Raw genomic sequence first — 13,646 nt, 5'->3', positions numbered from 1 at the left:
TCACCTGTTTTTTGCCTTTTTTAATTATTATTTATTTTCAGGCAAAACAGAACTACTGTATTTTCAAAAAGTATAAATTTTTCAGTAGGGTTTATTTTTCTTAGTTTTCTTGGCATAAAACCTTTTATTACTTGCTTTTTTAGCACAATCCTTGCCTTCAAGCACTAAAGAGCAATATTTTTTGTTGTTCTTGTAATTTATTATATCTCCACAATTTTCGCAGACTTTAAATATTTTATTTTGCTCTGATGTAATTAGAAAAAAAGCATAAGGAACTATAAAAAGACGGCTTAATGTTTCATTTTCAGTCTCATTCAATATTTTTTTGTTAAAAGAATTTAAATCTTTTTTTAAATTGTTAATAAAATAATCTGTTCGCATATCTATTATAACATCATAATCTTCAATTATTTTTCCAAATGATTGAGCAATATGTTTAAAGTCATTTATAAAAGATGAAGGTAAAACATTTTCTGCCATTAAATCAATAAATTTAGTATTCAAAATATCTTTAAAGGCTTTGTAATTTTGCTTATTAATAGAAAACAATTCAAATGATAATAATTCTGTAAAAAATCTAAATGCAAAATAAGGAGGAACGGCTTCTTTTTTGTGAAAAACTTCAATAAACATATAAGAAGTACTGTTTTTTCGAGAGTATAACTCTAGTTCTTGTTTTATGTCAGCGTTACTTTCGATTACTTCTTTTTGAATGAAAAGATTATCTATTTCACTATAATTTGAAGACCACCAAGGCATAATAATGCCTTTGGAAATTTCTTTTGGTAAGGAAACGTTGTACTTGATTTTAGCAAAATGAATTCTTAGCGTAAATATTTTATTAATATATGGATGCCACAATGAAGTCGTAATAATTTCTTTTTCTACTTGTCGCGTATCTCCGAAATAAAAATTTGTATTTATTTCTTTTTTTATATATGTTGGAAATCTTTTATACATTGTTAATCCTAATTAAGCTATACTTAGCTCAGAATTAAATTAAAATGCATAATATTAAGTAGCAAATTAACATAAATCTATGCTAATTATACTTAAAAAATAATATTAATTATTTGCATTATTAATATTATTTTGTTTTTGATTAAATATTTTAATTTTTTAGATTTTTATTCTTTGGGTTTTATTCTTATCTTCTTCTTGATTTTCAATATTAGCAATTATTAAAATTTTAATTTAAATACCCCTCTATACTTATATATATTTTTTTAAAAAATGCAAAGATAATTGCTAATTATATAAATGTTATAAATCAGCAAAATCCTAGTATGATGGCTTGGCTAAATTGTAGTAAATAATTTTAAATGAAATATATAAGTATGGATAAAAGATAAAAGAATAAAGCAACAATTGAAAGGATAATACAGGCTTTAAAATACGCTGGTGTATACTTAAATAAATGAGAAAATTTTTCTGTTTGAATTTTCGAAATTAACAACTTAAATTCCTTATAATTAAACTTAACATTTTCATCCATTACTTTACTTATATTCTTAAGTATTTCAGTTTCATAGTCATGACCATTTTTTATCTTTATAACCTCATAGGTAACAAATAATAAAATGGAAAAAATCAAGGCAATAATAGAAATAAAGAATGTACAACTTGATTCTTTGATAAGAGGTTGGTTAGTTGTAAAAAGAATCGAACAAAATGAAGCATAACCAATACTCAAAACCAAAGAAGTATATTTCTCATTTTCCGAATGTAATTTTGAATAAAAATCTAAAAATAGTTGATTTATTTGCATACAATCTTCGCAATTACGTTGTTTTATATTGAAATCATCAGTCATATAACCAGCTCCTTAAAATAATTATAACAAAAACAAAAAACCCAAATTTATGTTAATATTTTAGATATTAAATTAACTGAGAGTTATTTTTATATGAAAAGATGTATATCAATATGTCCAAAGATTTTTAATAATTTTGATACTATAAATAGCTCAGATGCTATTTATGAAAAAGTTAATTGTTAGTCTTTATATTAAAAAGTGCGAGGTTATGCCAAAACAAAATCGAAAGTCAAAGAAAAATAAAAAAGGAATAAAAAGCAATCCTACAATAATTGCTATGACTAAACAATTAGAAGAATTTAGAACTCTTAAAAATATTGCGGGTCTTTTCGTTGAAACTAAAGAATTGAACTCACAATTTAATGATATGGAAAAACAATGTAAATTATTAACCAAAACTCCAGATGCTTTTAATGACATTTTTATAGAACATGGCTGGCTAGCTTATGGGGGGATGAATCTTGAACTCATGGCAAAGTGTGTAGAGCTGGCAAAAAATGGTAATATTGATAATGCAAATGAAGAGCTTTTAAATTATTTTACAGACGAACAAATTAAGTATCATTTGCAAACTATTTATCATCGTGATGAAGCAATTACCAAAAGGCAAGAATTGCTAAAAATGGCGTATGATGATTATGTTAATAATCGATACCATTCTTGTATTCCAATTGTTCTGATAATAATAGATGGCATAGTTTGTGATGTAACACCACAACAAAAAAGCGGAGAAAGTGCAGAAGTAACTGCTTGGGATTCTATAACAGGGCATTCATCCAGTTTGCAAAGAATATATAGTGAAATAATTCATAAGAGTAGGAAAAAAACGACTACAGAAAAAATTTTATTGCCCTATAGAAATGGAATATTGCATGGTCGAGATCTCGGTTATGCTAATAAAATCGTAGCGATTAAAACATGGAATGTTTTATTTGCCATTGGTGATTGGGTATCAGATTTAAAAACAGAAGAATCTAGACAAAAGGAGTTTGATAAAAAGTTTAATCAAAAGCCTATGTCTATGCTAGAAACTTTAAAATTTATTGAAGAACATTCAAATAAAATGATTAAAGCAAAAAAAAATCTTGAGGAATGGAAAGCCAGAGAGTTTAAGTCGGATTATTTTCCATTAGAAATAACCGAAAATTCTATTTTTGATGAAAATTCTCCAGAACATTCTTTGAAAAAATTTTTATTTTATTGGAAATCATCTAAATATGGTAATTTGGCAACTTCTTTATATAGGGTGTATGATAATAATTTTAAAAAAAAGGCTGGAGAATTCAGAAAAGAATTGGAAGATAAAAAATATGTTTCTTCTGTGATTACAAATATTGTAGATGAAGCTCCAGCCATTGCAGAGATTTTTATTGATTTGTGGTATCAAAATGGAGATAAACTTATTACTAAAGATAATATAATTGTTCGGATGGTGTATGAGGATGAAAACAATAACCCGATTGCTAGTAATTCTGCAAATGGAAAATGGAAGATAATAACAAATTTTTTATATGCACTATATTGACAAGCAACTTTTATTGCTATAAAAATATTTTGCATATTTTTCAATAATAAAGTTACAAGAAGAATATAATAAATAATGATTATAAAAAAGACAAATTTTTGAGTGAATAGAAGGTCAATAATTTATGAATTAATTTAATTTTAATCTTGGATTGTTTTTTAACGTATGTTATAATCTTATATTATTTACAAAAAGGGTATGGTTATGGTAGATGCAATAGAAATTTCCAGATATATTTTAAATACTGCTAACATTAATGGAGATTTAATAACAAATTTAAAATTACAAAAAATATTATATTATGCACAAGCTTGGTATTTGGTAAATTTTGATAAAGAAAAATTATTTGAAGATAATATAGAAGCTTGGCAATATGGTCCTGTAATTCCATCTGTATATAATGTGTATAAAGGTTTTAATAGAAAACCAATTGAAATAGAAATAGAGGAAAAGGAGTTTGAAAGTTTATCTCCCCAAATTCAAACTTATTTGGACGAATTTTGTGAAAGATTTTTAGATTATTCTGCAACACAGCTTGTAAGTATGACTCACAACGAACAACCTTGGCAAGAAGCATATCAAAAATGCCCTTGTGAAATTATTAATTTAGATTCAATGTATAGTTATTATAAAAAGTTACTAGAGGATTAGAAATTGAAATCCAAGCAAAAAAAAGTTAATACCAAAAACAGCTTTGCGACTAGTAATAATGGCTATTTTAAAGACAAACCAGTATTTTCCTTTAAATATTATATTAAAGATAATGATTATTATACAATTGAGCATAGTAATCAGGATAAAAATTGTTTTTATAATTTTTTATTCCAATCAGTTGATTTTTGTAATAAAACGTGGAAAGAAATTTTTGAACAAAAAAGACAATTCCATTTCCATGATATTGAAAAGGAAATTGACGGATTGCAATCTTTTCCAATTGAAGATGTAACGTTTGTCCAGTTTACATTACCAAATTTTCAGGAGGCAAGATTTGTTGGTTTTTTTGATGATAAAAATATATTTAACATAATCATTTTTGATTATAAACATTGTATTTATTCTAGAAACTGATTTTAAATTAGCCTATATTTTCAAGTAAATAAGTTCTAAACTCGTCTACTAAAGCCAGAGCTTAAAAAACTCCTTAGAACAAAAGTCCAAGGAGTTTTTTGCATATTCGGGTAACTATCCAAACCTGACTTGCGCTTTCACACAAGCGAGGTTCTGCTCTTCGAGTATCCTGAGCTGTAAGGTTCGGGTTCCATACCCTCACCCACATCTCAAGCGAATCCTTTCACCCCATATTCTCAATCTGCCGGTATTTTAGCCCTAGACCGCCTCTCCAGCTATATGGAGTTTGAATCTCTAACTAAGTGAACATCAAAGAACGTTGCGTAGTTTGACGGATGCAGCCGTTTATTATAAACGACAAATCTTCGATATGTAAAATAGTTGTTAATTTTTTGGATGATTGATAAATAAAGGGTAGAATAAAATCAAAGCAACCTTGGGAGATATTAATAAATGAACAGCGAATTTTTTTATTCCAAAAATGACACAGTTACCTCTAATTCAAAATCAAGCATAATTAAAGAACGCCTTAGCCTTGTAACTTCGCATATGTACAAGCAATATTGTGAACACACTGATTCAGCAAAAAACACAAACAAAGTTTTTTCAGATATGTTGAAGACCATGGAAGAAGTTGTTGCGACTATGAAAAAAAACTTTGAAGAAAAAGGAATTAACCCGAACAATATCAGCTGTACAATTGATGCTGACAAGTCGGTCGGGATTTTAAATATACTTTGGCACAGTATCAGCTTTACCACGCGGGGCAACACCAAACCCCAAGCCCTATACAGAAGTGATAACGCACCAATGTTCTGCGGTCGGATTATTGCGCTTAACGGCGATTTTAAGAACGCCTCTATGGATATTTCAGACCTTCAATATCCGGGCGTTTTAAGCTGCGAAATGGCGTCCATGTACGTGCCTTCCGACCCGAACAAAGACGCTGTTATGAAAATAAGACACATCGGCAATATTGAATACAAAATTAACCAGTCAAATGCGGCAAGAGAGTTTTTATTAAAAGTTATTGAAATCATTTGCGGCGGCGGTTTTTACCATGAAGAAAACTTTGAATAGGCTTTGAAAATCATTTTTGCTATTAAGCGATAAGGGGATTGACTAAATCCTAAAATCCTTTATAACAATGAAATGGAACGAATTAAAAAAAATAATTTATTAGATTACACCGGTAATTATTTTGCTGAGGAAAAGTTTGTTAACCCTCACCGTTTATTGGAGTTGAATGCCTTGCCCGAAGCGGACGGGGATGTGGTTTATTTGATAACAAGGGAATTTCGCTGTTATGATAATTTTGCATTGAATTATGCGGTGCAAAAATCTACCGAATTAAATCGTGCAATAAAAATTATTTTTTTAATCCCGAAATTTGAGCTTAAAACCAAAGAAAATTTCTTTACGGCAAGGTTTCAAGTAACAAAACAGGATTTTAGAACTTTAAATTTTTGCTATGAAATTTTTTCTGATGAGCAGCAGGTATCCGAATATTTCCAAAATAACCCGCCTGCTCTTGTAATAAAAGATTTTAATCCGATTGAAAGTAAGTTTTTGCCGGAAAATAAATTTAAAATTATTGAAATTGACGGACATAATGTTTTACCTGCGTTTTTTGTTTCCCACAAAGAGGAGTACAATGCTTCGGGTTTAAGACGGAAAATTTACCTGAGTGTATCGGAATTTTTGAGCGAATATCCCCGTGTAGACCTTTTAAGAAATGATTTAATGAATGAGCTTAGATATTTTATGGGAGAGAAGTTACCCTGTTATGCAGAATTTAAAAATAAGCCCGACAAAAACGTAACTTCCGGCTTTTCCAAATATTTAAATTGGGGGTTTATTTCTTCGCAGCGTATAGCTCTTGAGGTTATAAAGTCAGATGCGGCAGATGCGGATAAAGAGGCTTTTTTAGAAGAGTTAATTGTGAGAAAAGAACTGGCGGATAATTTTTGTTTTTACAATAGCGACTTTAAAAGTTTGGATGGTATACCAAATTGGGCAAAAGAAACATTGAGGGAGCATTCTGCCGACTTAAGAACTTATTTATATTCCACAGAAGAGCTTGAAAATGCCAAAACCATTGATCCTCTTTGGAATGCGGCACAAATTCAGCTGTTAAAAGAAGGGCTTATCCATGGGTATATGAGAATGTATTGGGCAAAAAAGATTGCCGAGTGGAGTCCGAACCCTCAAACGGCTCTTGAGCGTTGTATTTATCTTAACGATAAGTACGCTTTTGATGCACCGTCGTCTAACGGTTATGTCGGTATTTTATGGTCTATAGGCGGGCTTCACGACAGAGCTTTCGCGCAGCGCCCCGTTACGGGCAAAATAAGACCGATGACTTTCAAAGGGGCAAAAGGCAAATTCGACGTAAAAGCTTATATAGAAAGGTATCCGTCCTTGCAGATGTCCGGTTGAGCGTATAATAATTTATCCGCGAAAATTATTGGGCTTGCGAATATTTTTCAAAAGATACTACACTGTCAAAACTTTTTCTGTCTTTGGGCAATAGTGCTTCGGCGGGGTTTGCAGGGTATCCTGCAAGTAAAAGTGAAGATAAGATAACATTTTTAGGCAATTCCAATTCTTCTTTAACCACTGCATAAACATCAGAAACAGAATTGGTAAGTTCGTTCCCAATAGCGCCTACAACGCAGGTTTCTAAGCCTTTTTCATGAGCTTCAAGCGTCATATAGGCTATTGCATAAGTAAGCTCTTCTACCGCTCTTAATCTTACCATTTCCTGCGAATGCGCGGCAGGGTTTAAAGCTTTGTTATTCAATATAAATTGAAGTCTTTCCTGTGTCATGCCGGGTCGTTTTTCAAGCATTGTTTTGAAATTTTCAAAATCAAAACAGCTTAAATCACAACAACAGGCAATAATAACAGGTGCATTAAGCACATGCTGCTGATTTTGCGACAAATTGTACAAAAGCTGTTTTGTGTTGGGGTCTTTTACTACAATAAAATGCCAGGGTTGTATATTCATCCATGAAGGGGCAAGTCTGCCGGCTTCTAAAATATCTCTTATGTCGTCTAAAGACGGCATTTTTGCGTCAAAATTTCTTAAGGCATACCTGCTTTTTATAGTGTCTAAAATCATAATAACCTCTATTCTCCTGCTAAAACAACAGTAACATCAGATTCCGCACAATAGTACAAATCCGGCGCATAAGTTAAGTGCGCTGATTTTAACGGCGGCATTAAACGTTTGAAATTTTTGTAATTTTGGGTTGAAAAGTTGGTATTGTGCGCAATTATTTCGGGTACAACTTTCTTTGTTTTTTGTTCACAAATAATTTCCGCATTATTGTCTTTTAAAATAGCTTTAAAATCTTCCACAGCATCTTTATGATTGCCGTCATATAAAATACTCACTTTCAATGGCGCTGCAGATACTGTTTCCGGTTCAATTCTGTAAATTAATCTGTCTATAATATCCTGAACTTTTTCAGGCTCTAAAATCCAATAACTTACAATAGAGTTTTGAGAAGGATGACCGGGCAGCGTTGCTACCTGTACATCGTCAAGATTAACATTTTTTGCTATTCCCGCATAACGGGTTAAATCAAAAATCGTCATATCCGTTTTTATATATTTGTTTGTAATAGCAATGATATCAGGTAATTTGGCAATAACATCAGGTGATTGAAGTCTTGTTACAAGACCTTTCATCAGCATTCTTTGACGCTCTGTTCTTCCTATATCACCTGTAAGGTCATGCCTGAATCTTATAAATTCTTCAACCTGTTTTGCGTTGAGGTCATGCTTTCCGGGCTGTAAATCTATAAAAAGCCGCCCCGAATAATCGGTATATTTTAACCTTTTTTCAACGTTAACGGGAATTGTACCGAGTGCCGACACTATTTCCTGAACACCTTGGGTATTGGCTACTATATAGTGGTGAACTTTTATACCGAACATATCTTCAATGGTTTGTATGGTTAAATCGACCCCGCCAAGAGCATGGGCAGCGTTGATTTTGTCGATGCCATGTCTTTGAGCTATATAAACTTTGCTGTCTCTGGGTATTGAGAGAACCGACACGCTTTTTGAAGCGCTGTCCAGGTTGATTATCATAATAGTATCGCTTCTGGTGTTTTCAAACGGGTCTGACTCCTCGCCGTTGGAGTCTACCCCTAAAAGTAATATGTTTTCCCTCTTGTGAAAGAGGTTAAACCCTTCTTTTGATTCTGCGATGGAATTTTTGTTTTTAACTTTTTGGGCTGCATTTTTAAACCAAGCGCCTAAATTAACGGTGTTTAATTTGTCAAACGGGGAAAAAATTACGACCCCTACTAAAATAAAACTTAACAAAACCGATATCACTATTAATTTAGTTAAAAACGTATCAGCTTTTTCGCTTTTGGCATATTTTTCAAAATATTCTTCTTTATCGTTTAAAAAATCATCCGTTACTTCAAGTAGATTATTGTTGTTTTTATCGTCCATTTATCATCTCTCTAAAAAATGCTTTAATAATATTTTATATCAGAAAAAAATATTATTATAAAATTTTTTTATTTTTATCATATAATTGTATTACCATTTTGTGAAAGTTTAAGGAGAGACTATGGAGCCAAACAATCAAGCCAGATTACCCGAAGGTGTAGGGAAAAAAATAGTTGAAGCGCTAAAAAAAGATGAAATAGAAATCACACCGGTTGCATCTGACGAAACTTTTGAAGAAAAAGAAGAAGCCCCGTCTTTGTCGGCATTTAATTTTTCACAAGAATTACAAGAGCCTAAAGAGCCTGCTTTTCATGAATATAAATATGAAACTTCAGAAGCCGAAGATTTGGAACTGCCTGAAAATGTTATGGTTTTAAAAAAACTTATAAGCCAGCTTCCGCAAGGAGTTAACAGACAAATAGGCGCTCAAATTATAAGACAAACAATGGAAGCGATGGGCATTTCCATGAAAACGGTTTTGTCAGAGGCGCAATATATTCAGGAAGACCTCGGAAATTCAATCAGGGATTGTGCAAACAGCATTGAAGAATACAAAACTAATATCAAAGCCCTTGAGCATAAAATACAGCTCCATAAAAGACAGGCGGCTCAACTGGGTGAATTAATCAATTTATTTATATTGACCGGCAAAAAATAATAAGAGATAACAATGTTAAAACTCGGCATAATAGGCTATCCGCTCAAACACTCAATTTCTGCACCAATGCAAACAGCTGCGATGAAAGAAATCGGGGTTGAAGGTTCTTATGAAAAATTTGAAACCGAACAAACAAAACTGGCAGCACAAATCGAATTTTTTAAAACCAATGATTTTAGCGGTTTTAATGTAACAATTCCGTACAAAGTTGATATTTTAGACTTTTTGGATGAAATTGACGATAATGCAAAGCTTATCAACGCTGTTAATACGGTGAAAATCACTCCTGATAAATGTCTTATAGGCTATAATACCGATATTTACGGGTTTGTGGAAGCAATTCCGCCCTCTTTGCGCCAAAATCTCAAATCAGCTGCCGTGATAGGAGCAGGAGGAGCTTCAAGAGCGGTGATAACAGGCTTAGTTCAAACAGGGGTTAAATCAATCAGGCTTTTTGTACGCAATCCGAATAATATCAGAGAACTTGCCGGGGAGTTACAAAACAAGTTTGCCGATGTAAATTTTGAAACGGCTGATTTAAACAAAGCACTAAACCTGAAAAATACTGATATTATTGTTAATGCCACTCCCTTAGGCACAATCGGTGAGAATGAAAATCAATCACCGCTTGATAAAGCAGCTTTGGCGGCAGCGCCAAAAACAGCTTTGGTATACGACTTGGTTTACAATCCGCAAGATACTCTTTTCATCCAAAACGCACAATCTTTAGGCTTGCAAACAATAGGCGGTTTGGATATGCTTGTTTTGCAAGGGTTGCGGGCTTTTGAAATTTGGAGCGGCAAAACTCCTTCCTTTGACGTTATGAAACAAGCTGCTTTAAACGCTTTGAAAGAGTTTTAAACAATGGCTATTGCAAAAACTTTTAAAATATTTACTTTTGGTTGTAAAACAAATCAGATAGAATCCGATTTTATTGTTCAAAAACTGTTAAAAAACGGTTATACTAAGTTGGAGAATACCGAAAGTACGGAATTTACGGTCATTAACTCTTGCAGCGTAACCTCAAAAGCTGATGATGAAATTCTTTACCTTATCCGCAAAACGAAAAAACATGAACCTCATACAAAAGTAGTGTTGTGTGGCTGCTTGGCGCAAACAGACAAAGATAATCTGGCAAATAACCCCGATATATTTGCTATTGCGGGTAACAGCGAAAAACTTGATATTGTTAATGTACTTAATCAGAACCGACGGGATGTTTTTGTGCAGGATATAATGTTACAAGAACACTTTATCGAAACAGAACCCGTTTTAACCTCGAAAACCCGTGCCGTGATTAAAATTCAGGACGGCTGTAATAATTATTGTTCATACTGTATAGTTCCTTTTGCACGGGGTAAAAGCCGCTCGTGCCGTGAACAAACAATTTTAAATAACATTCGAACACTTACAGACAAAGGCTATAAAGAAATTATCCTGAGCGGTATTCACTTTGGACAGTGGGGGAAGGACTTTATACCTCAGGAAAATATAGTTGATTTGCTTGAAAAACTGGAGGTTATGGAAGGACTTCACCGCTACAGGCTTGGTTCTGTCGACCCTACCGAGCTTGATGAGAGAATGCTTGATTTTTTGGTAAAGGCTAAGAAAAACTGCAGTCATCTGCATTTATCTCTGCAAAGCGCCAATGATAAAACCCTGCAGGCTATGAACCGTAAATATACGGTAGAGGAGGTAAAGCAAAAACTGGATTTTTTAAAACAAAATATTCCTGCGCTTAACATTGGCGCTGATGTGATTGTGGGCTTTCCGGGCGAAACGGACGAAGACTTTGAATTGACATGTCAAAATATTAAGGATATGCCGATTTCTTATATGCATATTTTTACCTATTCCAAACGCAAATATACAAAAGCTGCCCAAATGCCCTGCCAAATTGATGAAACAGTGAAAAAACAACGGGCAAAAAGATTAAAAGGAATAGCGCTCGATAAAAAGCTGAATTTTCTAAAAAGCTTAAAAGGCATGCCTTTAGAAGTATTGGTCGAGAAGAAAAAACATGGAAATCTTTACAAAGCAACCTCTTCCAATTACTTACAATTTTTAATTGAAAGTGATAAGGATATAAGTAATAATATTATTAATGTAAATGCGAATACAATTGTTAACGGCAATTTATTTGCAAAAATTTAAAAAAAACAATGCAATAAGAATAAGAAACAACCCTATTTTTATAAAAATAATTATTACCCTTTTTTGAAAAAGTAGTGCAAAAATTTGAAAAATATGGTATTATAATAAATACGCTACTTAATAAATGTAAAAATCACACTTATTAAGTTCTGTAACAAAAACTTCCTTGATTTTAAGAAAAAAGGCAATAAAAAAAGAAAATTTGTTTTTATAAATCTAAGTGAAGGCAGTAGTAAAAACTTTTTATGAAAAAGTGTTATGTTGGAGGAAACCCATGAGTTTAAGTGTAGGTAGTCGTAAAAAACAATCTAAAAAGACATTTGATGAATTAATTTTTGAACTGCAAAACAGCGGTTCGGAAAAAGTTCGATATAATGCAGCAAGAGTTTTAGGTGAAATGGGCGATTTAAAAGCCGTTGAAACCTTGATTAACGTATTAAAAAATGACAAAAACGGTTCTGTAAGATTATATGCAGCCAGAGCCTTAGGCGAGCTTGGCGATTCAACCGCAACAATTCCTTTGATTGAATCTTTAAGAGAAGACAGGAATGTTGACGTAAGAGTTCGTGCAGCAAGAGCTTTGGGACGTTTAGGCGGTGAAATCGTTGTTGAACCGTTAGTTGAAGCTTTAAGTGATGAAAACAGCCAAGTCTGTATCACGGCAACTGATGCCCTTATTGAAATCGGCGAAGTTGCTACGGACGCATTAATTATTTCTTTAAAACATGAAAAAGTTAATGTAAGATGTGATGCAACAAGGGCTTTAGGCGAATTAAGCAATAAAAAAGCCGTAGTACCTATCATTGATATGCTTAACGATGAATGGGTAAATGTAAGAATTTATGCAGTAACATCTCTCGGGAAGTTAGGTGGTATTGAGGCAGTTCCGGCACTAATTGACGTTCTTAAAAAATCTGACGAAAATGAATTAGTCAGAGCAGGGGCAGCGGCAGCTTTAGGTGTTTTAAGAGACACAAGAGCGCTTATGCCTTTGAGAGAACTGATTATGAATGCCGAGGAGCTGGGTGAATTAGAAGACACTGCTCTAAAAGCTTTCAAAAAAATCATGGCAGCAAACTGGCAAAATATTCCGGGTGCTGCTGTTGATAGCAGAAAGCAGCCTATAGCAGGCTAATTCACGGTTAGCATTCCTTTCTTTTATTGACCCGCATAAAATATGCGGGTTTTTTATTGCCTGCCAAAAGAGGTGGCTAAAGAAGCGTTAGGACGGATTCTTCGTAGTTTTTATTCCTATAATGGCGATTCAGCAATGATTTGCAAAGCTAAAAAGCCTTTAATCGTACACAAATATTTGTATAAATTTAACGGTTGTGTTACAACTAAAGTAAGGAAATATTTCGGAGTTACTGATGTCATCGGATAAAATAAGAATTTATGATTTAGCAAAGGAAGTAAATCTTCCTGCCAAGGAAGTGATTACTTTGCTTGAAAAACATCTAAAACTTTCCGGAAAAGTTTCTGCCAGCTCTATTTCAGCACAAGAAGCAACGGCGCTTAAAAATGCTTTAAAACCTAAGCCGCAAGTGCAGGAAAAAAAACACGAGCCTGCCGAGATAGAGCCCACCGGTAAACCAGAAGAAAAAGGCAAAGCTTATTCAAGCACCGTAAGACATCCGCAGCGTCCTTTTAAACCTTTCGATGATACTCAAAAACGTCCGGAAGGCGAAAGACAGGGTCAATATCAAAGCCAAAGGCGTGATTTTAACCCGAACAGACCTCCTCGTCAGGACGGACAAGGCGGCTATCAGGGGCAAAGACGTGATTTTAACCCGAACAGACCTCCCCGCCAGGATGGACAAGGCGGTTATCAGGGCCAAAGACGTGAATTCAATCCGGACAGACCTCCCCGCCAGGACGGACAAGGCGGCTATCAAGGACAAAGACGCGATTTTAATCCGAACAGACCTCCCCGCCAGGACGGACAAAGCGGT

General features: G+C 33.4%; 14 protein-coding genes. 10 read left to right on the top strand and 4 right to left on the bottom strand.

Annotated elements, in window-relative coordinates:
- Nucleotides 1-81 precede the first annotated feature (81 nt).
- Both PHX18_05255 and PHX18_05250 read right to left on the bottom strand, forming a co-directional pair.
- Nucleotides 82-960, bottom strand: a complete 879-nt coding sequence (locus PHX18_05255; protein ID MDD3594017.1) for a hypothetical protein — start codon at nucleotides 958-960, stop codon at nucleotides 82-84.
- A 358-nt stretch (nucleotides 961-1,318) separates the two neighbouring features.
- Entirely contained in the window at nucleotides 1,319-1,813 is a 495-nt protein-coding gene (locus PHX18_05250; protein MDD3594016.1) for a hypothetical protein, read from the bottom strand.
- Between the two features lie 166 nt (nucleotides 1,814-1,979).
- Between PHX18_05250 and PHX18_05245 the strand changes: the two genes are divergently transcribed.
- The 5 genes from PHX18_05245 to PHX18_05225 all read left to right on the top strand — a co-directional run bounded on the left by PHX18_05245 (nucleotide 1,980) and on the right by PHX18_05225 (nucleotide 6,848).
- Entirely contained in the window at nucleotides 1,980-3,341 is a 1,362-nt protein-coding gene (locus tag PHX18_05245; GenBank protein ID MDD3594015.1) for a hypothetical protein, read from the top strand.
- A gap of 204 nt (nucleotides 3,342-3,545) precedes the next feature.
- On the top strand, nucleotides 3,546-3,992 hold the full coding sequence (locus PHX18_05240; protein MDD3594014.1) for a DUF4065 domain-containing protein: 447 nt from the start codon (nucleotides 3,546-3,548) through the stop codon (nucleotides 3,990-3,992).
- Between the two features lie 3 nt (nucleotides 3,993-3,995).
- Nucleotides 3,996-4,409, top strand: coding sequence for a hypothetical protein (locus PHX18_05235; protein ID MDD3594013.1), 414 nt, complete (start codon nucleotides 3,996-3,998; stop codon nucleotides 4,407-4,409).
- Between the two features lie 453 nt (nucleotides 4,410-4,862).
- A complete protein-coding gene (locus tag PHX18_05230) occupies nucleotides 4,863-5,489 on the top strand; it encodes a hypothetical protein (protein MDD3594012.1) in 627 nt (208 codons plus the stop codon).
- Between the two features lie 72 nt (nucleotides 5,490-5,561).
- Nucleotides 5,562-6,848: a hypothetical protein gene (locus PHX18_05225; protein ID MDD3594011.1), complete on the top strand. Its 1,287-nt coding sequence runs from the start codon at nucleotides 5,562-5,564 to the stop codon at nucleotides 6,846-6,848.
- 25 nt (nucleotides 6,849-6,873) lie between these two features.
- Here PHX18_05225 and PHX18_05220 read toward each other — a convergent pair whose 3' ends face one another.
- Nucleotides 6,874-7,533, bottom strand: coding sequence for a nitroreductase family protein (locus PHX18_05220; GenBank protein MDD3594010.1), 660 nt, complete (start codon nucleotides 7,531-7,533; stop codon nucleotides 6,874-6,876).
- Nucleotides 7,534-7,541: 8 nt separating this feature from the next.
- Nucleotides 7,542-8,882, bottom strand: a complete 1,341-nt coding sequence (locus PHX18_05215; GenBank protein ID MDD3594009.1) for an LCP family protein — start codon at nucleotides 8,880-8,882, stop codon at nucleotides 7,542-7,544.
- A 121-nt stretch (nucleotides 8,883-9,003) separates the two neighbouring features.
- On the opposite strand from PHX18_05215, the gene PHX18_05210 reads away from it, so the two are divergent.
- The 5 genes from PHX18_05210 to PHX18_05190 all read left to right on the top strand — a co-directional run.
- Nucleotides 9,004-9,540 (top strand): hypothetical protein, encoded by a 537-nt coding sequence (locus tag PHX18_05210; GenBank protein MDD3594008.1) that lies wholly within the window; start codon nucleotides 9,004-9,006, stop codon nucleotides 9,538-9,540.
- A gap of 12 nt (nucleotides 9,541-9,552) precedes the next feature.
- Nucleotides 9,553-10,401: a shikimate dehydrogenase gene (gene aroE, locus PHX18_05205; GenBank protein MDD3594007.1), complete on the top strand. Its 849-nt coding sequence runs from the start codon at nucleotides 9,553-9,555 to the stop codon at nucleotides 10,399-10,401.
- Between the two features lie 3 nt (nucleotides 10,402-10,404).
- The gene (mtaB, locus tag PHX18_05200; protein MDD3594006.1) at nucleotides 10,405-11,694 is read left to right on the top strand and encodes a tRNA (N(6)-L-threonylcarbamoyladenosine(37)-C(2))-methylthiotransferase MtaB; all 1,290 of its coding nucleotides are present in this window, start codon (nucleotides 10,405-10,407) and stop codon (nucleotides 11,692-11,694) included.
- Between the two features lie 274 nt (nucleotides 11,695-11,968).
- Entirely contained in the window at nucleotides 11,969-12,829 is an 861-nt protein-coding gene (locus PHX18_05195; GenBank protein ID MDD3594005.1) for a HEAT repeat domain-containing protein, read from the top strand.
- A 235-nt stretch (nucleotides 12,830-13,064) separates the two neighbouring features.
- Nucleotides 13,065-13,646 (top strand): translation initiation factor IF-2 N-terminal domain-containing protein (locus PHX18_05190; protein ID MDD3594004.1); only part of this gene is annotated, 582 nt, incomplete at its 3' end.

This window comes from Candidatus Gastranaerophilales bacterium, from assembly GCA_028696075.1.
GTDB lineage: Bacteria > Cyanobacteriota > Vampirovibrionia > Gastranaerophilales > JAILCC01 > JAQVHS01.
The sequence above is the reverse complement of the archived record's forward strand: the minus strand, read 5'-3'. Positions and strand labels throughout refer to the sequence as shown.